At 46.7% G+C, this 21,681-nt stretch carries 15 protein-coding genes; 5 read left to right on the top strand and 10 right to left on the bottom strand.

Annotation, left to right across the window (positions count from 1 at the left end):
* Window positions 1-4: 4 nt before the first annotated feature.
* From MO387_RS03040 to MO387_RS03030, 3 genes are all read left to right on the top strand, one after another.
* Window positions 5-1,402: a lactate utilization protein B gene (locus MO387_RS03040; protein WP_107948521.1), complete on the top strand. Its 1,398-nt coding sequence runs from the start codon at window positions 5-7 to the stop codon at window positions 1,400-1,402.
* Window position 1,403: 1 nt separating this feature from the next.
* Window positions 1,404-1,973, top strand: coding sequence for an LUD domain-containing protein (locus MO387_RS03035; protein ID WP_107948523.1), 570 nt, complete (start codon window positions 1,404-1,406; stop codon window positions 1,971-1,973).
* A gap of 349 nt (window positions 1,974-2,322) precedes the next feature.
* Entirely contained in the window at window positions 2,323-3,501 is a 1,179-nt protein-coding gene (locus MO387_RS03030; RefSeq protein WP_107948525.1) for an AAA family ATPase, read from the top strand.
* 281 nt (window positions 3,502-3,782) lie between these two features.
* On the opposite strand, the gene MO387_RS03025 is transcribed toward MO387_RS03030, so the two are convergent.
* The 4 genes from MO387_RS03025 to MO387_RS03010 all read right to left on the bottom strand — a co-directional run bounded on the left by MO387_RS03025 (window position 3,783) and on the right by MO387_RS03010 (window position 8,304).
* Window positions 3,783-4,292: a hypothetical protein gene (locus MO387_RS03025; protein ID WP_071939135.1), complete on the bottom strand. Its 510-nt coding sequence runs from the start codon at window positions 4,290-4,292 to the stop codon at window positions 3,783-3,785.
* A gap of 87 nt (window positions 4,293-4,379) precedes the next feature.
* Window positions 4,380-4,745, bottom strand: a complete 366-nt coding sequence (locus MO387_RS03020; protein ID WP_242325990.1) for a glyoxalase superfamily protein — start codon at window positions 4,743-4,745, stop codon at window positions 4,380-4,382.
* Between the two features lie 210 nt (window positions 4,746-4,955).
* Window positions 4,956-6,467: a hypothetical protein gene (locus MO387_RS03015; protein WP_006085141.1), complete on the bottom strand. Its 1,512-nt coding sequence runs from the start codon at window positions 6,465-6,467 to the stop codon at window positions 4,956-4,958.
* A 481-nt stretch (window positions 6,468-6,948) separates the two neighbouring features.
* Window positions 6,949-8,304, bottom strand: a complete 1,356-nt coding sequence (locus tag MO387_RS03010; RefSeq protein ID WP_242325989.1) for an MATE family efflux transporter — start codon at window positions 8,302-8,304, stop codon at window positions 6,949-6,951.
* Window positions 8,305-8,704: 400 nt separating this feature from the next.
* On the opposite strand from MO387_RS03010, the gene MO387_RS03005 reads away from it, so the two are divergent.
* Window positions 8,705-10,246 (top strand): MFS transporter, encoded by a 1,542-nt coding sequence (locus tag MO387_RS03005; protein WP_242325988.1) that lies wholly within the window; start codon window positions 8,705-8,707, stop codon window positions 10,244-10,246.
* 100 nt (window positions 10,247-10,346) lie between these two features.
* Here the strand turns inward: MO387_RS03005 and MO387_RS03000 are convergent, their stop codons facing one another.
* Complete coding sequence (locus MO387_RS03000) at window positions 10,347-10,871, bottom strand: DUF3087 domain-containing protein (protein WP_242325987.1); 525 nt, start codon at window positions 10,869-10,871, stop codon at window positions 10,347-10,349.
* 666 nt (window positions 10,872-11,537) lie between these two features.
* On the opposite strand from MO387_RS03000, the gene MO387_RS02995 reads away from it, so the two are divergent.
* Window positions 11,538-12,299 carry a transporter substrate-binding domain-containing protein gene (locus MO387_RS02995; protein WP_242325986.1) on the top strand — a complete coding sequence of 254 codons (762 nt, stop codon included), beginning with the start codon at window positions 11,538-11,540 and terminating at the stop codon, window positions 12,297-12,299.
* Between the two features lie 136 nt (window positions 12,300-12,435).
* Here MO387_RS02995 and MO387_RS02990 read toward each other — a convergent pair whose 3' ends face one another.
* From MO387_RS02990 to glgC, 5 genes are all read right to left on the bottom strand, one after another.
* Complete coding sequence (locus tag MO387_RS02990; RefSeq protein WP_242325985.1) at window positions 12,436-13,542, bottom strand: GTP-binding protein; 1,107 nt, start codon at window positions 13,540-13,542, stop codon at window positions 12,436-12,438.
* A gap of 249 nt (window positions 13,543-13,791) precedes the next feature.
* Entirely contained in the window at window positions 13,792-15,210 is a 1,419-nt protein-coding gene (locus tag MO387_RS02985; protein ID WP_012588203.1) for a DEAD/DEAH box helicase, read from the bottom strand.
* A gap of 129 nt (window positions 15,211-15,339) precedes the next feature.
* Entirely contained in the window at window positions 15,340-18,378 is a 3,039-nt protein-coding gene (locus MO387_RS02980; protein WP_242325983.1) for an EAL domain-containing protein, read from the bottom strand.
* Window positions 18,379-18,508: 130 nt separating this feature from the next.
* On the bottom strand, window positions 18,509-20,128 hold the full coding sequence (locus tag MO387_RS02975; RefSeq protein WP_242325982.1) for a glycogen/starch synthase: 1,620 nt from the start codon (window positions 20,126-20,128) through the stop codon (window positions 18,509-18,511).
* Window positions 20,129-20,313: 185 nt separating this feature from the next.
* The gene (glgC, locus tag MO387_RS02970) at window positions 20,314-21,576 is read right to left on the bottom strand and encodes a glucose-1-phosphate adenylyltransferase (RefSeq protein WP_006085131.1); all 1,263 of its coding nucleotides are present in this window, start codon (window positions 21,574-21,576) and stop codon (window positions 20,314-20,316) included.
* Window positions 21,577-21,681: the final 105 nt, after the last annotated feature.

The raw sequence follows: 21,681 nt of genomic DNA, 5'->3' as shown, positions 1-21,681 counted from the left end.
CACCATGGCTTACAATCATAATCACGATGCTAGTCAAGGCTCACAGGTCCATGCCCATAAAGCCGATATTTTCTGCCGCGACGAAACCCGTGTCGACTGGCATTCAAAAGCGCTGTGGATGCTCAGAGAAAAACGCGACCGCGCCGCGGGTAGTATCCCAGAGTGGGAACAGCTGCGTCAGTTAGGCTCAGAAATTAAGCTTCATACGCTCACAAATCTTGCCCAATATCTTGAAACCTTTGAGCAAAACTGTGTCGCCAACGGCATACAAGTCCATTGGGCAAAAGATGGCGCCGAACATAATCGTATCGTCCATGACATTTTATCGCGCCATAATGTCAAAAAATTAGTGAAGTCTAAGTCAATGCTGACCGAGGAATGTCACCTCAATCCGTACTTAGAACAACGTGGTATTGAAGTCATAGATACTGACTTGGGAGAGCGGATTATTCAGCTCGCCAAAATGCCGCCATCACACATAGTGGTGCCCGCTATTCACATGAAAAAAGAAGAAGTTGGCGAACTCTTCCATGAGAAACTCGGCACTAAAGCAGGGGCAGCCGATCCCTTGTATTTAACCCGTGCCGCCCGCGCACATTTACGAGAAAAATTCCTTACTGCCGATGCCGCGATGACAGGCGTGAACATGGCGATTGCTGACAAAGGCGCCGTGGTGGTTTGTACCAACGAAGGCAACGCCGACATGGGTGCTAACTTGCCTAAACTGCAGTTGCATTCAATGGGGATCGACAAAGTGGTGCCCGATGTGGACAGTGCCGCCGTTTTGCTGCGTACCTTAGCACGTAACGCTACGGGTCAACCTGTTACGACTTATAGCGCCTTTTACCGTGGTCCACAGCCTGCTGGCGAGATGCATATTATTATTGTCGACAATGGTCGCACTGAGATGCTTAAGGATAAAATCCTTGCAGAATCATTGAAGTGTATCCGTTGTGGTGGTTGCCTCAATACCTGCCCTGTGTATCGTCGCTCCGGCGGTTACAGCTACAACTACACCATTCCAGGCCCCATTGGTATCGCAGTAGGCGCTAAGATTGATGACACTAACTCGATTGCCTGGGCCTGTACCTTGTGCGGCAGCTGTACCTATGTCTGCCCAACAAAAGTGCCGCTCGATAAGATTATTTTCCACCACAGACGCCTTAAGGCCGAAGCCGGAAAACTCCCTTATGGCAAAAATAGTTATATGCCATTAGTAGGTAAATTTATGGCAAGTGAAACCATGCTGAATTGCTCTATGAGTGTGGCGAGAAACGCGCTGCGCATTCTACCGGGCAGTCTGTTAAAGCCCTTTAGCGGTGCATGGGGTAAATACCGTGAGCTGCCCGTCGCCCCGAACTCCAGCTTCGAAGCTTGGTTTAAGAAACACAGGAGCCTATAAGATGTCTAGTAAACTTGAAATTCTCAATGCGCTCAAACTGTCGGCCTTAACCAATCATCCTATGCCAAGCATAGAAGTGACGCCAAGGCTCGAAAACCTCGTCGGCCAGTTTGAGACTAACCTCAATACGGTCGCGGGTACGCTGCATAAAGATGTTGGCGTCCAAGCCCTACAAGCCAAAGTCGATGAACTCATCGCCCAAGGGTTGCAGGTGATCTCTTTAGTTGATGGCGTAACGGCAAACCGCGAAGTTCCCCCCACCGCCCATGAGCTAAAAGACATAGATTATGCGGTAATTCCAGGTGAAATTGGCGTTGCCGAAAACGGTGCCATCTGGGTGAACAATAAGAATCTAGGTCATAGAGTGACACCTTTTATCTGTGAAAACCTGATCTTAGCCCTACCAACCGATAAAATTGTGCCAAACATGCATCAAGCGGCAAAAGAAATCACGCTAGCCTCAGGTGAGTTCGGGGTGTTTATCGCGGGTCCCTCAAAAACCGCCGATATCGAACAAGCCCTCGTCGTCGGTGCTCACGGCGCCTGCAGCTTGAACGTGTATTTGCTGTAATACCTCAAGATTTAATGTAACCAAGAAAACACAAAGGTTACGGGACAATCGAAACACGAAAGCCGACCTTTATTGGCGGCTTTCTTATTTAAACGTTAGCATCAGATGGCGAACGGGCTGTTAAACACGGATGTTGTGCAAGTCAATCAGTGGATGCAAGGCCGCGCCGTCCTACTCTTTGATGAGCGCCGCGGCCTAAAGCAATAGATAGTGATAAGTAGAGGATCTTTATCAAGTGGCTTTAACCTGGTGCGATAGCACAATGCTGAGGATGCCTTGCGAGTCTCCTCGACGCGGCTGGTCGTATTCTCGACTATCTCCATGAGACATTTATAGTAAAGGTGAGTAAATGAACGAAGTATTACTACAAATAAAGGCGCTCACCAATGGTGATCCTTTGTTAACGGCTGTCATTGTTGGCGTATTAGCATTAACGTTAATTGGACTCGTAAGCTACATGTTAAAAGATGTCCCCGCGAAACTGTTAAGTGGGCTCAGTAGCCTGCTGTTTGTGCGGCTCACGATAGACGATAGCCATCAGGCGCGCGCAGAGGTATTCAATAAGCTGTCCTTTTTGATCAGTAATACTACTATTCCGTTTTTTTCACGCTCTATCTCAGAGGCTGTGTACTTTGACTATAGTGCGAGTTACGACGGGCGTGTCAGTGTTAAGTCTATTGGCTACGGTATGCACCTGTTTAAATACGCTGGTTGTTTCATGTTGGCGACCCGTACTAAGGTCGATAGTACTATGGCATACGATACTATTACTGTAAGTGCACCCTGGTGGGCAAAAGATAAACTACATAGTTTTTTAGAAGATACTCGTGGGGACATCTCTACTGAGCCAAAAGTGAATATTTTCGAGGAAACCGAATGGTGTCGCTATGGCACATTGAAATCATCGGGTTTTAGTGAATTAGTGCTCGATGAAGGGTTTAAGCAGGAGTTGATGAGGGAAGTTGATAACTTCGCCAGTCGGGGAAAATCGGTTGTCAGTAAGCTAACCATATTACTACATGGAAAAACGGGCACAGGTAAGACGGGTATAGCGAGGGCCTTAGCGGTTGAGTATCATCGCGATCTATACATATTGAATCTATCGACTGTCAATGATGCCACTATTCATAAGGCGATTAGAAAGGTAGCCCCCGGAGCTATGTTGTTAATAGAGGACTGTGACTGTGTAAAGGCTACGGTATCACGTACTGCTGAAAGCAATGCAGATAACCCACCACTCACTTTAGGTGGCGTACTCAACGCGTTAGACGGCGTCATTCCTCTTGATGACTGCCTTGTCATAATGACCACAAATCATCTTGATAATCTTGACCCTGCGTTGATACGTAAAGGTCGTGTAGATGTCAGTATTGAAGTACCACTTATCAGTGCAAAACAAGTTAATGAAGACTACTTTGAACGTTTTGGCGCCGTTCTGAATAGAACTGAGCCATTGTTAGGTTGTGAAGTCTATGAACTCCATCGCAGAGCGAACTTAAGATATGGTAGTGTCCATAATTCTGTGTGATTTCAGCAAAAATCTGACCATCCATTTTAGATCAACAACATAATGCACTTTTGGTTTGTCTACAACTTGTACGAGCAAAAATTGCTTAAATTAGAGTCATTAAAAGTTGAAGGGCTAAAGTTGATGCATAAAGATGAGCTAACTCATTAAAAAATTGATGTATTTAAGACATGCCCACCCAATAAAACAAATGGGCAGTGATTGATTTGGATAAGCAAGGTACAGTGAGTTGCAGGACATGAGATCCCATTTTTAAGCCAGGTCAGTCAATAATTGATTATTTACTTTTTATAAGGGAACGACCAAGTGTTCTTGGGCGTTTTTATATTTGGATTAACCAATCGTAATGCATCGTATAGTTCGCTTCGCTTATATGGATAGTTGGGACTCAATAAAACTGATGAACCATTATTCATTTTCACTGAAATGAGGCTAGCGTTTGCGCCTATATCTGTACTGTGTTCAATTTCAATAATGTCTTGCGGATTGACGCTGAACGTCCATTCTTTAAAAGTAGGATGAAATGAGCTCAACTCAGAATTTGTAAGCTTGATATAAAATTTTGCCGGATGAGTAAGTAACCATGCTGCTAGCAACAATAGTACAAGCTCTGACCCAACAACAATATATTTTATATAAAACAAGAATTCGTCATAAAAAGGCTCATTTTTTGAAATCAACATCCAAATAAGCCAAAGGATAAGCGGCAAAAATAGCATATTGAAAACGAGCACTTTGGCTTGTTGTTTACGGCTTCTTTCGTAATAGAAAAATGTGCGTTCGATATGCATACATTTAACGCCCAGATTTAGCACGAAAAGCTGCGCGGCGGGTTGACGTTGCAGCCGGCACTTTTTGCTGGCGATAACATTTGTTTGTTATGTATCCGATGATTCATTAAACAATAACTTATTTGAAAATGGATCTGTCACAGTGAAACACCTCGCCCCCCAAGTTGCCTCTTCAATGCTTGGCTTATTATATTTGTATGGCATTGCAGTAATTTGTGTAAAAAGTTTATCTAGGTTGCTGACATTCACGAAAACCTTACTGCCAGGCGTGCAGTCACCGGAATGTTCACTTAGGTGTAAAACAAAATTGCCAAGCGACACTTGCATATAAATAGGGTAACCATCTTCAAAACGATGTTCCCAATCTAACTCCATGCCAAGAAAACCAAGATAAAACTCTTTGGCTTTATCTTCATCAAAAATCCGCATAATTGGGATAGCCTGAAACTCCATGTCAACAACTCCATCACTGATAAAACCAAACAACTGACTATTCTAAATCGACAACATAATGCACTTTAGGGTTACCTACAACACGCTCAGATTAAAATGGCTTATTAAACGAGCGCTTTGACAAATTGAGGATATAAAAAATGGCAGCGAAAAAGACTTGCGCTGCCATTTCGATGAAAAAGGCTCAGTCGATGTTTTCACAACAATCCGTTACATAAAGGCTTTAGTGAACGCTTCCTTCGACTGGCGAATGTAGTTACGGGCGCTTTGGGCGTGTTGCTCCCATACGGCGCGATCGCTTGGGTCAGTGAAGGGGTTTTGTTCAGTGGCAATCGAACGTTCAAATTTATCGTAGAAGGTCAGCATGGCCGAAGTGATCTGGTTAAAACGCTCCTTAAACTCTTGAAATTCATCAATCTTCTCAGTGGTTTTAATCATGTACTGCACCAGTTCAGCATTGCTATTCGAAGCCAATAAAGCTTCTGCTTTAGCGCTGATATTGGCACTGGCCTCAGTAATCACAAGTGCTCGAGTCTGCTCGTCTTTACTCATCACTCGGCTGTAGTTTTCAGGCGTGCGAGCAATGCCGGCATGCTGTAAATAGCCGCGTAGATGCTTATCGAGATCCTTACGGAACGTATCTAAGTTCTTCTGCATGCTGACTAAGTCATTGTCTAGTGCCGTCACTTGTTGCAGCTCTTTTTCGATTTCAGACATAAAGCGTTCGGCCTGCTGATAAATTTTCAGGCCATTTTCTTCGGCAAACTTTTTATCGCTACGGCTCAAGTCGCTGTTGTCATAATTAGAGCGATCAAAGGTCGCGGCCAAGAATGATTTAAAAGGTTCGGCAAAGGCGGAATAAGCACCGGCACTGACCACATTTAAGGTCGCTGTGGCCAAGTCGCCAAAGGGTTTCACCATAGAACCCAAGCGTGCCTGCTGGATAGGTGATGCCACACGTTTAGTGTCGGATAGCACCGACCTAAAGGTGTTATATCCCATAGGGTTAGACATTTTGTTGCGCTCAGAGGTTGCCAACACAAAGGTGATACTGGAATAGATGGCATTCGAGTATTCAAGATATTGTCTTTGGCTCTCAAGCTGGGCGGCGTAGTTTTTACCTAAGGTGCGGAACGACTCAGACTGCACTTCATAATTCTTGTCAGCTTTAAGCTTATCTAAAATCCCGCCGATAATTTTCTGCTCATTTTTTTGCAGGGCCATATCGAGGCGAATTTTATCTAAGCTCAAATCGTCCAGACTGATGGGGCCATTAATGGACTCAATGTCGAGGCGAATATACTGGCGGCTCGGATCGTCGATAGAGACTCTATGTGCCAAATACTCGTTCGCACCCGGAGTGATATCGATTAAGGCAACATGCTGCCACTGGGCATCGAGCTTTAATACTGGTGAGGTTAATACATTGATTCGATACTGGGTTTGAGTATTTTGAGTTTTAACCCAAAACTCCAATAGACCCGCTTCAGAAATGGGGTACTTGCTAACTATGCTGCTATTGCCTTCGGCACATAACAGCGCACTTTCACCACTGTGGGGTTCAGCGCCTTCGAATTGACAACCCATGATCCACGACCAAGGTTGAGATAAACGATTGCCTTCAAAGTCGCTGGCAAACACTAACTCATTCTCTTTGGCACTGGCATTAACAGTGGTTAACACGCCAAGCAACAGCATAGAAATGACTGCAGTGGTGCGCATAAGGGCCTCATAAAACATAAATTACTAAAATCAACGAGCGAGTCATTCGGCTCAATACCCAGTTATATCGACGATCAGCTGACCTAAGCTTCAAAGCGAATTAGACTTGTTTTCTGAGGCTTGTGACCTCGAAAAAACCGCCCGCTTGAAGGCGTCATTTTTGATAGCAGATTAAACCAGCGAAATGTATCAGAGGCCATCATCCCACGCTAGCCCTAAGTCATGTTTGGCGCACAAAGATAGTCGTTGAATGGCAATCGGGGCCATGAATCGCCCCAATACTGAAAAAAATACTGAAATTAATGGTGAAATCAATTGTAAAATCGATTATGAAACTCAGGGAAACTAACCACTTATGCCTCTATTCATATATCTATTCTTACCGCTTGTCTGGCCGCGTCTTTCGCCTTCCTTTGCCCTCTTCCCTCATCATCAGCGCACGCAAAAAAGCTGGCAAAACCAAGACCCAAGCAAAACAGAGTTATTGCAGCCGCGCCTCGACTCGCTTCATGGCGTAGAACATCCATATCGTCAGAATAGTGCTACAGGTTGCAAGCGATACCCACACACCAATCACACCGAACATCCAAGCGAAGCAATAAATAATCGCCGCGATCAGAATAAGTTTCGCGCCGGTCAGCATAGAGGCTTGTTTCGAGCAATTAATCGCTTGGAAGAAACTCGCACCGACTAAGATTAAACCTTCCATTGGTAAGCCCCAGAAATACCAGCGCATCCCTTCAATCGCCACAGGCGTTAGGTTCTGATTATCGCCGGCAAACAAATACACTAGCCAATCAGGGCGAGAATAAATCAATGCTAAGCCCAAGGCTGCGGTGAGTAGCGTCATGCCAAAGGCAATATTGCGTGCTTGCTTGACACGGTCGAAACGCCCTGCACCCGCATTAAAGCTATAAATTGGCTGCGTGCCGAGCGCAATACCTTCAAAAATCAAATAGAAAAACGCTTCTGTGTAACTCACCACGCCATAGGCTGCCACGTGTAAGGGGCCGCCCACCCACAAAAAAGCTGTGTTGTGTAGGGTTAACACTATCGATAAATAAAGGTTCATCAAAAAGCTAGGGAAACCCACACGGGCTATGTTCAAGCAATTGTCGAGCTTAAGCTTCATCTGCTCAAGGTCGATCCTCAACTGAGTCCGAGGACTGAAAAAGTGCTGCAAACACAAAAGCCCCGTCACCGCCTGCGACATCATAGTCGCAATCGCAGCGCCCGCTAAACCAAAGGGGAAGACCACAATAAACAGCCAATCTAAGAAAGTGTTTAATACACCGCCCAAGATCAGTACCCAAGTTACCATGGATGGCCGACCATCATTACGCAGCAATGTGGTGAAGGTCATTGAAATAATGGGGAAATGACACAGGGCAAAATACCAGAACAGGTATTCGTTGGCGTTTTCGAGAATGTCCCCCTGCGCCCCGAGGGCGATCAAAATATCCCGCGAGAATATCCCACCGATGAGGGCAATAATGGCCCCTGCGAATAAACACAAACTAAAGGCATTACCGAGCAATTTACGGGCCTTAGCCACATTGCCTTGACCAAGATTGATCGACACTAATGCTGCGCTACCCATGCCGATCATGGCGCCAATCGCATACAAAATAGCGCCGACTGGATAGGCTAACATCATCCCCGCCAGCCCAGTTTCACCCAAATAGTGGCCAACGAAGATGCCATCAATCGTCACATAGACGCCCGTCACCAACATAGAGGCGATGGTGGGTATGGTATAGCGCCAAAAAAGCTTCGCAATCGGCTCCTCGAGCAGGCTCATATCCGCAGGAGCATGATTAGATGTTATTGCTGTCATTAGCGTTTCTCACAAAAAAGGGGGCAAGAGTCGTATCTATTTAGAAAAATGATCGGGTGAACAAAAATGCGACAATGGATTGTACCTAAAATCAGCCGTAACTCAAAGCAAGTTAAGTATGAAGATGTAACCACAAAGATTAATCATCACAATAACTTAAGCCTACACAGTCCAATTTCAGTCAAATGACAAACCGAGCACAGTCCAATAACAGAGGTAGGCTAACTCATCATTTTTTGCTACTTTTTTGGTGTTTAAGGCCGAATTAGGTAAAGTATCAGCTCAAGCAAGCCTATTCGCGTATTTTAGCAAGATGAAATGATTAACTATAAAAATTTAAGATATTGATAATTAATGGCTTAATTAATAATAAATTCAATAACAATAATAAGGGAAGGACATGAGTCAGAATAGTCCAAATGCAGGCAACGACCTGCGGGAAGTCAAACAGCTCGGTATGTGGGCCTCCATCACTAGCTTAGGTTATGTATTTTGGCTGGTCGGTGGGATGGAGTTAGTCGAGCGTATCGCTTACTACGGCGTCAAAGCCAGTGCAGGACTGTACGCTAAAGCGCCTGAGTCTGCGGGCGGCCTTGGGATCAGCCTAAGCGACTACGGCATTATTATTTCCCTGTGGGCGATCATGCAAACCTTTGTGCCCGTGTTCACGGGTGGAATCTCTGACCGCGTCGGCTATAAAGAAACCATCTTTGGCTCCACCATCATTAAAATTTTTGGCTATCTGGTGATGGCATTCTTTCCCAGTTTTTGGGGGTTCCTTGCTGGCGCATTACTCCTTGCCATCGGCACAGGGATATTTAAACCGGGTATTCAAGGCACCTTAGTGCTGTCCACCAATCGCAATAATACCTCTATGGCTTGGGGCATTTTTTACCAAGTCGTCAACATTGGCGGTTTCCTCGGGCCGTTAGTGGCCGTACATATGCGCCAATTGTCGTGGGACAATGTGTTTTTCGCCTGCGCCGCGATTATCTCACTCAACTTCTTATTTTTACTGACCTATACAGAGCCAGGTAAAGCCGAGCGACTCGCACGTAACAAACAAATCAAGTCAGGTGAAGTCAAACAAGAAGCCCTGTGGCGCGATGCTTGGCGTGAGCTGAAAAAACCGATAGTGATCTACTACATGTTGGTATTTTCAGGCTTTTGGTTCCTGTTCAATGCCCTATTCGATGTGTTGCCTATCCATATTTCCGAATGGGTCGATACCAGCGTAATCGTCACGTCCCTCTTTGGCAGCGAAGGCACCAGTAACGGCATTCTGCAATTTTGGCTTGGCCTCAATAACGAAGGCACTAAGGTGATGCCAGAAGGCATGCTCAACCTTAATGCGGGCCTGATCATGACCTGCTGTTTTATCGTCGCCGCACTGACGGCTAAATACCGCATCACTACCGCCATGTTTGTTGGTTGTTTGCTGAGTATTTTGGCCTTTGTGTTTATCGGCGCCTTCCATGCGGCTTGGTTTATCGTGCTCGCGATCGCTATGTTCTCCATTGGCGAAATGATGATTAGCCCGAAGAAAAATGAGTTTATGGGCAACATTGCGCCCGAAGGTAAAAAAGCCATGTACTTGGGCTTTGTGATGTTACCCCAAGGGATCGGCTGGGGATTAGAAGGCTACTTTGGCCCTAAACTCTATGAGATTTATGCATCGAAAGAATTGTTTTCGCGGGATTTATTGTTAGAGCGCGGCATGAACAGCACTGAGGTTAGCGCCATTCCCCAAGGTGAGGCCTTTACTACCTTGGTGAGCTACACAGGTGAAAGCGCCCTGGATCTCACCCAACTGCTGTACCACAGCCATAACATTGGCATGGCGTGGTACATCATCGCCGCCATAGGGACTATCTCAGCAGTGGGGATTTTTATCTATGGTAAGTGGTTACTCACACTGCAAAGAGCCCAGCAAGCCGCCTAAGCGGGACTCGCTGACCTCATTCGGGGTAAGGGCGATAAAGACAAGATAAGGGCTAGATAATGGTAAGGTGAGGAGCGATCTTCATCTTGCCTTGTCAGTATCAAAAAGGACACGTCAGCAGATCAGGCGTAAATTGTTCAGGCGACAGCAATAAACCTAAGCTCTCGATTTGTGCATTCAAACGATTGAGATCTTGAGTCAGCGCCGGCAAGGTCAACGTATTATCATCGAGTTCATACACTTGCCTTAAACTCGTGTAATAAAACAGCAGTATAATCAAAGCATTCACATCATTTTGCGCCGCAGCGGCTTTAATCTTAATCAACTTGCGATAGATACGATTATGGAGCTGCTTTAATTGCCACACATAATAAATTTCGCTGAAGAAAGGTTTGTCCTTCAAGTTGTAAATCACTGCGCTACACAGACCCAGACTGAAAATCACCCCTAAGAGATTCAAATGGAAATTACCTGTAGGCTCACCCAGCACAGGCGTCGCACCAAACAGCGCAATCAACCCAGCTCCAAAAATCAGTGACAGCACGACTAAGCTAACAACTAAAATTACGATGAATAAATTCATGTTTTTACGGTACAAGGTTTTATCTATTTCCTGCAGCTTCATAACATCCCGCTCAAATAGGCCGCCTAGCGTTGGCGTATCAATAAATTAATGGCAGAGCATACCGCAATCCCCTTTATTCGGCCTTAACTGATTTAAACGCATAGCTAAAATACATTTCTCATCCTCACCCGAGAGCGATACAAATTGACACCTTTAGGCGAAATACCAATCACATTAAATATCTAATCAGTTCAGAGCCTCACAAGCATTTCAATCCAAGGCGCATTGGCGCAGAAATGGTCATTCCCTTTTAAGCCAATGCAACACGGGAGTGGGATGCCTGTGTGGCTCCCGAAGGGCGGGGTTCAACGCGCTTTATACTGCGTTTAAGGCTTTCGACAGAGCACCACCATGCCTTCAAGCCTTCGCCTTGTCTAAAGCGCGTTGAACTCCCGCTGAATGAACAGATATTTAATACGACTGGTATCATTAAACAGTCTGAAGGATAGGATGATGTATCAATTGAAGAACAACGGCTTAATGCCCTTGCGATTCAGCGTATGAAAAATAATCTTGCGTTTATCTCAAAACATTAAAATGTTAACGTGCGCCCCAATCAGGGTAAAATTTGCTAACCTTTACTTCAGTGAATGTCCTAACGATATCGCCGCTTTTTACAAGATAGCGTGCCTTAAGTTCCCGCATTCAAACCACACAAGGAATGCCATGATACTCAGCAAAGCCTTTGCACAAGTCGTCCTTTTGGCGCTCAGCAGCCTTTGCTTGACTGCGCAGGCTAAAGACCTGCTCGCGGTGGGTGCGAGTTTCAACCAAATTTTCGAACTACAGCCCAATGGCGAATATACCGGCTTAGGTGTCGATATTTTAAATCGCTTCGCCCAGTTGCAAAGTGTGAACATTCACTATCAAATTACCCCTTGGCGACGCGCCATTTCTATGGTCGAACGTGGCCAAGCGGATATTCTTATTGGTCCCTACGATACCCCAGAGCGTGAAGCGAACTTGGCTTTTGCGACGAAAGCGTTTTACCGCGATAACATGGTGTTCTATGCCCGTGTAGGCCATGAAATAATCTGGAATGGCGACTATGCCAGCATTAAAGGTCAACGGATTGGTAAGATGCAGGGTTGGAGTTATGGCCCGACGTTTAATGAACAAACTAAGTCATTGAACATCAATGAATTTGTCGATATTAAAAGCGGGATAGAACGCCTCTCTCGGGGGGATTTAGATTTACTCGCCACAAACAGCCGTAATACCGATGCCGTGCTCGCCCAAATCAAAATCCCTAAGGCAATTACCCCAATCATGCCGATAATCGATGTCCAAGACGGTTTTATGGCGTTTCCAAAACAGGCGAAATTTGATCCCTTAAGACATAGGTTTGACAGCTTTTTCGATGAAATGATCCAAAATGGCACCTTTACGACACTCGGCCAAAAATATCGCGTAACCTTGCCTTACTGAGCCTACGCGACTGCTACTGCGCATATAATTCTGCACGACTGCTCCTGCGCTACTGATCCAAGCGTATTCGCCCCCGCCTGACCTATGATCACATGTGTAATAAAGGGCGATGGGAAAGCCAGTGAGCAGTTAATCGTTAGCAAAGACAGGCGAGCAACTGCTGCTCTATCTCGTCCCAATTGACTTCGTCCACGGTAATCATCTCTAGTCTGGAATCTAAGCTGTCATCGAGTTCAACCACAGTAAACTCATGATCAATCCAGTTAAATCCAGCGATCCCTTCAGAAGTGATCATCACGGCCTTTAATCTCAGCAACACTTGCCCGACGTCTGATGACTGAGTGTGGCGCTGAATAAATGCCATTAACTTATCAAAATCAAACTCTTGCCTTGGCTCAAATACCCAGCCGCAGCTAAAACAGCCTTCACCTTGATTCTGCTTGCGCACTATGCCGCGTGCATCAAATTCGAGTGCGACTTCGATTGCACCTTCGGCAAAAAGGCTTAGCTCACTCAAACGCGAACCACCCGTGCGGAACAAGCTAGGAGCAGTCGTTGTAAGATTACCTAGCTTAGGGACTATGCCACCATTACTGCTAATGTTGAGTGACACGCGCCTTGGTTGGTTTAAATAATCCAGCAGCGCGCTAGGTAAAGATTGCTGGTTAGTGTGGCTCACCACAGGAATATCAGTACGTTCGATATGGCTTAAATAGGTCTGTAACTCATAGAGTAACTTGGTATTTTCGGCATCATATAAATCTGACTTAGTCGCGATAATCACATCGGCCACTTGCAACTGTTGGATGAAGTTTGCATGTTCTCGATAGCGAGGATCGTGGATTTTACGCGCGTCCACCAAACATAAAGTACTGCGCAGTGAAATCACATTCTGATAATGGGGCGCACTCAATACTTTAATGATTTCATTAGGATGCCCAAGCCCAGTCGGTTCTATCAGTAAGCGGTCAGGTTTCGCTTTCGCAATCAACTGATTGATCGCCACTTGCGTCGGCACGCCTGCGGCGCAGCACATACAGCCCCCCGCCACCTCACGAATTTGTATGCCGTTATCGGAGGAGTTCAGTAACCCCGCATCAATGCCGACCTCACCAAACTCATTGACCAGCACAGCCCAAATTTCATCCGCGGGTTTAGTCGCCAGCAATTGTTTAATCAAAGAGGTTTTACCTACGCCTAAAAAACCTGTGATGATATTGGTGGGAATCGCTTTGATAATCATAAGGAAACTCGCTCGAATAGAAAGCTTGGCGCTCGAGTGTAGAAGTATTGGCTTTGAAGCTCAACAAAAAGCGCATCGGTGAGGATGCGCTTTTAGAATGGCGACAAGCTATTTAACAAACTAGGCAACCGTTAAACAGCAAGGCTGACAGGCGCTTGGCGCTTATTAGCCTTGATTGTTGGGCTTAGCTTATTTTGGCTTAACTTATTTAGACTTAGCTTATTTTGACTTAACTTATTTTGACTTAACTTATTTTGACTTATTGGTGCGAGAGCCAAAACCTGACTTATTGCTCACCAAATTTGACTTAGGTTTAGTCGCATTAAACGGCTTACCTGAGCCTGAAGCAGGTTTGGCACGGCTAGAGGATTTCTCGCCACCTGCTTTGCTGTCCTGCGCTTTACCTTTAGCGTACTTGCCCTGACGAGACTGACCAATAGTGCGATCCTGCGGCGCCTTATGGCTCCACTTTCCAATCGGCTTAATCGGTGCCGCTGGCGCATCACGGTAGCGGGCAGGTAAAGGCGTGCCTTCTTCATAACCCGGTTGTACCGACACAGGCAGTTTTTGCTCAATCAAGGCTTCAATTTCAGCGAGCATTTCATCGTCTGAAGGCGACACGAACGAAATCGCGCGGCCGGTTAATCCTGCGCGGCCTGTACGACCAATACGATGGATATAATCTTCGGCGAGGAAAGGTAATTCAAGGTTAATCACCATAGGTAAGGCATGAATGTCTAACCCACGTGCAGCCACATCGGTTGCCACCAGCACCCGTAATTTACTGGCTTTAAACTCTTCTAACACCCGATTACGGGCGCCTTGAGTTTTATCACCATGGAACACGCCTGCGGCTATGCCATCAAGCTTTAATTCTTGCAATAAATGCTCGGCACTTTCTTTCGTGCTGGCAAAAACCAGTACTTGGCGCCAATTGTTGCGGCCAACGAGTTCTGACAACAGCTCGGCTTTGCGACGTTTATCAACGCGATACACTTCCTGCACTACTGTGGATGCCGTTGTCGTATCAGCAACATTCACCCACTGAGGTTCATTCAGCATTTTCTCGGCAAGTTGTTTCACCGCATCGCTATACGTGGCAGAGAACAACATGGTTTGATGCTGCGGCGCAATTAAGCGTTTCACTTTTTCAATGTCGCGCACAAAGCCCATGTCTAACATGCGGTCGGCTTCGTCGATCACTAAGGTCGTGACGCTCGATAAATCTAACTGGAATTGGCCGATAATATCGAATAAACGACCTGGAGTTGCCACCAAAATATCAACACCCTGCTCTACCCCTTTACGCTGGGGATTCATATTGGCGCCGCCGTAAACCGCTAAGGTTTTCAATGGCAGGAACTGGCTGTATTTCTGGATATTTTCGCAGACTTGGATCGCGAGTTCGCGGGTAGGAGTCATCACCAACGCACGTAAAATCGGTTTATCATTGCTGTCGCTTGTTAAAGACTCAGCCGCCAGCTTTTCAAGAACAGGCAGAGCAAAGGAAGCCGTCTTACCTGTACCCGTTTGGGCGCAGGCCATAATGTCTTTGCCTTCAAAGGCAAGCGGGATCACTTTCTCTTGCACTTGAGTGAGTTGCTGATAGCCACACTCAGTTATCGCATTCAAAATAGGAGAAGATAAACCGAGTGTTTCAAATTTCATAGGGACTCTTTAGCTAAGTAGTAAAACTTTGATGCGAGGTGATACTCAATGCCCCAACGCGGGGCCGCGGAGTCTAGCAAAATCCGCGGCGTTTTTATAGGCAATTATCATGTCTCAGTTAATATCCCCTCAGACACGGGAGACTAACGGCGGATCCTGCAGGTATTTTTGGGTAAATTCAGCGGCAGGCACAGGTCTTGAGAATAAGTAACCTTGGCCGTAGTCACAACCTGCCGCCAACAACACTTGTCGCTGCGCCTCGGTTTCGACACCTTCGGCAATCACCTTCATCCCCAACTTGTGGGCCATCACGATTATCGCCTCACAGAGAATTTGATCGTTTGAATCGGTATCAATATGGCGGGTAAAAGATTGATCAATTTTAAGATAATCGATATCAAACTTTTTAAGATAGGCGAGTGACGAGTAGCCCGTACCAAAATCGTCCAGCGACACTTGCACGCCCGCATCACGGTAGGCCAGTAGTTTTTCGGTCACGCCCATACTGGCGTCCAATAGCAAGCCTTCGGTAATTTCAACGCACACGCCCGCGCCCGTGATATTGAGATCTTGCAATAACTTCAACCAATCATTGAGCAGTGTGCCTTCATCGCGAAATTGGATTGGGGATTTGTTGACGCTGATTTGGATTTCAACCCCTAACTCGTGGCGCCACGCCGCACTTTGACGCGCGGCTTGCTCAAACACCCAATTACCGATTTCAACTATCAGCCCAGTGTCTTCCGCCACCGGAATAAACTCGGCGGGTGACACAGCGCCACGCTCGGCATGGTGCCAGCGGATCAAGGCTTCGGCCTTAGTCACTTCACCCGTCGCTAAAGCAACAATCGGCTGATAATGCAGTTCAAATTCTTTATTGGCGACCGCTTGACGCAAATCTTGGATCAAGCGCATACGGTATTTGGCGTATTCCTGCATCGATGGGGTGAAATAGTTGAAACGATTGCGCCCTTGATCTTTCGCCGCATACATCGCCTGATCCGCATGCTTAAGCAGTCCTTCAATACTAGTCGAATCATCGGGATACAAAGTGATCCCAATACTGGCGCTGATGTAAGCCGTTTCCTCACCCAGCACATAAGGCTCGGCAATTCGCCGCAGAATATTCTCGGCAACACGCTCAATGCCCTTATGATCTTCCATCGAACTTAACACTACAGTAAATTCATCGCCGCCAAGACGCGCCACAACGTCGGCATCACGCACGCAGGATTTTAAGCGGCTTGCAGTTTCTATCAGCAGTAAATCGCCCATGGCATGGCCTAAGGTGTCATTCACTTCTTTAAAGAAATCTAAGTCCAAGAACAATAAGGCAAAGTGGTTGCGATTGCGGTCAGCGTTTTTCACTTCGCTGCTTAAATATTCCAACAACATGCGCCGATTGGGCAAGCCCGTCAGCGTATCGTAGTTGGCTTGCTTCCAGATCAGATGCTCATTTTGCTTTTTGTCGGTAATGTCAGAAAACAGCGCCACACGTCGATAGGGATGGCCTTCTTTGTCATTGATGGTTAACCAGATGACATATTCCTCGCTGTTTTTACGCCGCTGCCACATTTCGCCTTGCCATTGGCCCTTTTCACGGATCTCATTGTTCATTTGAGTGTAAAAATCGCGGCCATTGAGGTCACAATAAAGCAGTCGAATATGTTGATCTCGCACTTCAAATGCGCGATAGCCAGTCATCACACTAAAGGCGGCGTTGACAGTAATGATCACGCCTTTTTCATCGAGCACACTCATGGCTTCTGAGCTGTTGTCGTATACCAGCGCCGACAATTTCAACGACTCTTCGATAAGTTTTGCGTCGGTAATATCGGTATAGGTTCCGCACATCCGCAGAGCATTATCATGGGCGTCACGGCTCACCACTTTGCCCGTATCTAATATCCAGCGCACTTTGCGATTGAGTGTATTTAGACGATATTCCATCTTATGTTGCGCCGTTTCGCCGCGAATATGGGCCTCAATCGAATGCAGCACTTTAGGTCTGTCTTCGGCGACAATTGCGTCCATCCATTGGCGACTGTTGGCATTGAGCATATCCACATCGCAGCCGAGAATATCGGCGCTGCGAGCGTTACGTTCGATACGATCATGGCGAATATCCCAATCCCATACTCCAAGATCGCTACTGCTCAACACCAGTTCGAGTTGTTCACGACTAGCAAGCACCTCTTGGTCGGCTAAGGCCTGTGAGGTGATATCCAGATATCCAGCAATGACGAGCAACGCAGTATTACTGCCACCGCGCTTGCAGGCCACTGTCATATGGGTATAAACCACACTGCCGTCTTTAACGATAAAACGTTTATCCATCTCGTAATTATCGATTTCTCCGCGCAGCATGAGCTCAAATTGCAGCGCATCGCTTTCTAAATCATCGGGATGGGTAATTTGCGCCCACGTCATCCGCAGCAATTCAGCCTCTGAATATTTGAGCATTTGGCATAAACGTGGATTCACCTTTATCCACTTTTGGTCAATCCCCGTTATCGCAATACCAATGTTGCCGACGTTAAATTGGCTACGAAATAGGAAATCATCCTGCAAGCGAATTTGTTCATCACGTTCTAACTCAAAACGCCGTGACAGCAGGCGGCTCAGTAGCCAAGTCGCAATGGGGAAAATGGTGAGCACAGGTAGGGTGACTTGTTCGAGCAAGGGCATTCCGATGCCATTGGGTAAAAATACGAACCACAACAACATAACGATATGGACTGCATAGGCAAAGAGAAAGATTTCTCTACCTGAAATGTTCGCTAAATAGGATTTACGATATTGACGCCAGATCACCCCAATTAACCCGGATGACACTATCACGCCGACGCCAATCCACATCCCCGCGCCACCAATACTGATGCGATATAGCGCCGTCATCACCACAGCAATAAAGGTCGGCAAACCACCGAAAAAGAGGCCTGAAATACAGAGGATAACCGAGCGAGTATCGAAAAAAACGCCCGGTTGATATATCCAAGGCGTGCTCATGATGGTGATACCAATACCACCGATGAGCATCCCAATAATGATACGCCACAGTAAGAAATACTGCCGCTGATGCTTTTTAGGGATCACGTCGTACAAAAATACCAACGCCAGCAGCAAAGCCGCATTTTGCACTAACGGAAAGAGAATACCTTTATCCATGACTCAGAGAGCGACTCCAATAAATGAGGGGGCTTGATACAATTTTAACATTCCCCTCACTAGTGTAGCAGAATCACTTAGAAATCATGCGCTAATTCCTTTTACCACATCACACTTTGTATATGCTGCATCACACTTTGCAATAGAGTTGTTGACGATATTGTTCAGCAATGGAATGCCAGTCAAAACGCTGTGCCATGGCTGCTGCACGTACCTTTGGCCATGTTTTCCCCTCGAAACAAGCAATGGCTTGCATCAACCTTTGCAAAAACGCTTCGGCTTGCTCGTCTAAGCTATTGCCGTTAAAAGCAAAGCCAGTCACGCCATCCTCAACGGTATCCTTCAATCCGCCCACAGCATGCACTAAGCAAGGCTGTCCGGCGCGCATCGCGAGCATTTGACTGATACCACAGGGCTCAAAGGAGCTTGGCATCAAGAAGAGATCGCCATGCTGATACAGCGCTTCGGATAACGCCTCGTTATATCCCTGCAAAAATAATAGGTTATCGTATTTAGCCCCTAACGCTTGGAAAGACTTAGCAATCGATGCATCGCCGCTGCCGAGTAAAATCAGCAGCGCCGTCGGTTTTGTTAGCTTCAACGCGTTAAGCAAGGTCTCAAGCACAGATAAGCCCGAGGGTAATTGATGGCGCAGCAGCAATACTTTTTGATCGGTCAAACGGCCTACCGAAGTGAGTAACAGGCTCGGTACTTGCTCCGCCATCGCTTGGCGCCAATGGGCTTGCGTGCGCGCAAAGGCAATCATATCTACGCCGCTCACTTGGGTTTGATGTCCCTGCCATTGCACTAACGCAGTCTCAATCGCACTGAGCAGTTTCTTGAACTCGGGTACTTGAATGCGCGCCTTTGGCTTAGGGTTTACATCGGCTGCCGATGAATATACACAGCCATTTAAAATCCCCACCACTTTGCCGTCATTAGCCTTGACTTGTAAGTCATGTTCTAGCCCTTCGCCACCAAAGAATCCCGCCTCTGGTTTGGAGGGCTGTAACACTTCTTTGGCGTAACTGCTTGAGACTAAATGCACTTTATCGCTCAGCACTATGCCCATGCGCATTGGGTTAACGCAGTGGGGATAACGGGGATCGGTGATCAGCTGTTTTTGCCCCTGCGTTAAAGACGCAAATAGCTCGGGAAACCATGCCGCAAACGATGACGAGTCCTGGCTTAAGGGGCGTATCCCCTGCAGCGCCAAATTGTGGATGGAGAACACACACTCAATTTCTTTGAGAGCGCTGAACTCAGGCACAAACGCCCTAAGCATGGCTAAGCAACCCGCATGCCAATCATGTAAATGCAGCACAGCTGGCATTGGCACTCGGCCCGTAGCTAATGCCGTGGCGACACTCGCGCAAAGGAAAGCAAACTTAGTTGCATCGTCGGCAAAAGGACGCTCGGCGCTGCCTTGGCTATAAATTTGCCCAGGTACGGATTGCCATAATGCATGTTCGAGCAGATAAATCATCGCCTCAGGCACTTGAGGATGGGGCATGGCAAACACATGCACCCGCTCCAATCGGCCGCCAAAGGCCACAGTTAACTCACCCAAATCTTGGGGTTGATTCGCGACCGCAGTCAAAAAGCCATAGCTTGGCATGATCACATCGGCGCACAAATCAACACCCGCCAAAGCGTCGGGCAAGTCACGGATCACATCCGCCATACCGCCAACCTTGGCGCCCGCAAGGGCACCGTTTTCAGCCGCGACCATTAAAATGCGTTGTTTCAATTAATTGGATACTCCCGCTACTTCATTTCAGCGGCTTATTAATAAGCTAACTGTACCTAAGCGCTAAATCTAAGGGCTTAATCTAAACACTTAACTTAATGCCCGTACTTAAAGCTTGTGCTTAAGCCCGTTTCTAAGCCATTTGTGCTAGTTATGCTTCTCGACTCAAAGAATGAATTGCAATGCTATTCATAACCCACGGGTAAACCTAGCATGTCACGGGTCACTAAAGTGACGCCTTTTTCGGACACCCTAAAGCCTTTGGCTCGGTCGTGATCATGGTTATAACCTATCACCATGCCTTCGGGAATAATGCAGCCACGGTCGAGTATCGCATTCTTGATTTTGCAATGACGCAGCACGACCACATCGGGTAGCACCACAGAATCTTCAACCAACGAATAAGAACAGACGCGCACTTCGTTAAACAATACGCTACGGCGCACGGTTGCACCCGAAATAATACAACCGCCCGAAACAATCGAGTCCAGCGCCATACCGCGTCTGTCATCGTCATCAAACACAAATTTAGCCGGTGGCAATTGTTCTTGGAAGGTCCAAATTGGCCACTTGGCATCGTACAAATTCAGTGCTGGCGTGGGCGATAACAGCTCCATATTCGCTTGCCAGAAAGAATCTAACGTCCCCACATCGCGCCAATAGGCTTGCTCGTTCGGGAAAGCGCTCTTAAAGGGATAGGCGAACACATTATGTTTTTCGATGATCGCAGGAATAATATCCTTACCAAAATCCCGATCTGAGCTTTCATTTAGGGCATCTTTCTTGAGCTGGTCAAACAAAAACTCTGTGTTAAACACATAGTTGCCCATAGATGCTAAACACATTTCTGGATTACCCGGAGAATGCTTAGGCTGCAGCGGCTTTTCTTCAAAGCCTAAAATGCGCATCTCTTCGTCGACTTCCATCACCCCAAACGAACCCGCCGCTTCGGCAATCGGCACTTCAAGGCATGAGACTGTCATGTCTGCACCCGACTCGGCATGGGCGGCTAATAACCCCGCATAATCCATGCGATACACATGATCGCCCGACAGCACCATTACATACTTAGGCAACTCATGGCGAATGATGTCGATGTTTTGGAATACCGCATCGGCGGTGCCTTGATACCAGTTTTCCGAATAGCGTTGTGAGGCGGGTAAAATCTCCACCGACTCGCCTAACTCTTTCTTAAAATGGCCCCAACCGCGCATTACATGGCGGATCAAGGAATGCGACTTGTACTGAGTGACCACACCTACGCGGCGAATACCTGAGTTGATGCAGTTAGACAGCGGAAAATCGATAATACGAAACTTACCACCGAAATACAGCGCCGGTTTAGCACGCCAATCCGTGAGTTCATGCAAGCGAGACCCGCGCCCACCAGCTAAAATCAACGCATAGGTCTCACGAGTTAAATTACTGATATAACGAACATTAGACATAGGCTCTTACTCCGAAATCGGCAAACTGATTGCCCATAAATGGCTTCTCGATACGGCAGGTTCTGCCGTATTCCCCTGAGTATTTCTCACTTGCATTCCCCATTC

Origin of the sequence: Shewanella sp. N2AIL (assembly GCF_022690845.1) — a bacterium.
GTDB lineage: Bacteria > Pseudomonadota > Gammaproteobacteria > Enterobacterales > Shewanellaceae > Shewanella > Shewanella baltica.
The sequence above is the reverse complement of the archived record's forward strand: the minus strand, read 5'-3'. Positions and strand labels throughout refer to the sequence as shown.

Excerpts from the sequence above, each read along its gene's own strand:
- glgC (WP_006085131.1), bottom strand. The coding sequence starts at position 21,576 with ATGTCTAATGTTCGTTATATCAGTAATTTAACTCGTGAGACCTATGCG.
- MO387_RS02995 (WP_242325986.1), top strand. The coding sequence starts at position 11,538 with ATGATACTCAGCAAAGCCTTTGCACAAGTCGTCCTTTTGGCGCTCAGC.
- MO387_RS02980 (WP_242325983.1), bottom strand. The coding sequence starts at position 18,378 with ATGGATAAAGGTATTCTCTTTCCGTTAGTGCAAAATGCGGCTTTGCTG.
- MO387_RS03015 (WP_006085141.1), bottom strand. The coding sequence starts at position 6,467 with ATGCGCACCACTGCAGTCATTTCTATGCTGTTGCTTGGCGTGTTAACC.
- MO387_RS03030 (WP_107948525.1), top strand. The coding sequence starts at position 2,323 with ATGAACGAAGTATTACTACAAATAAAGGCGCTCACCAATGGTGATCCT.
- MO387_RS02985 (WP_012588203.1), bottom strand. The coding sequence starts at position 15,210 with ATGAAATTTGAAACACTCGGTTTATCTTCTCCTATTTTGAATGCGATA.
- MO387_RS02990 (WP_242325985.1), bottom strand. The coding sequence starts at position 13,542 with ATGATTATCAAAGCGATTCCCACCAATATCATCACAGGTTTTTTAGGC.
- MO387_RS03000 (WP_242325987.1), bottom strand. The coding sequence starts at position 10,871 with ATGAAGCTGCAGGAAATAGATAAAACCTTGTACCGTAAAAACATGAAT.
- MO387_RS03020 (WP_242325990.1), bottom strand. The coding sequence starts at position 4,745 with ATGGAGTTTCAGGCTATCCCAATTATGCGGATTTTTGATGAAGATAAA.
- MO387_RS03040 (WP_107948521.1), top strand. The coding sequence starts at position 5 with ATGGCTTACAATCATAATCACGATGCTAGTCAAGGCTCACAGGTCCAT.
- MO387_RS03035 (WP_107948523.1), top strand. The coding sequence starts at position 1,404 with ATGTCTAGTAAACTTGAAATTCTCAATGCGCTCAAACTGTCGGCCTTA.
- MO387_RS03025 (WP_071939135.1), bottom strand. The coding sequence starts at position 4,292 with ATGCATATCGAACGCACATTTTTCTATTACGAAAGAAGCCGTAAACAA.
- MO387_RS03005 (WP_242325988.1), top strand. The coding sequence starts at position 8,705 with ATGAGTCAGAATAGTCCAAATGCAGGCAACGACCTGCGGGAAGTCAAA.
- MO387_RS03010 (WP_242325989.1), bottom strand. The coding sequence starts at position 8,304 with ATGACAGCAATAACATCTAATCATGCTCCTGCGGATATGAGCCTGCTC.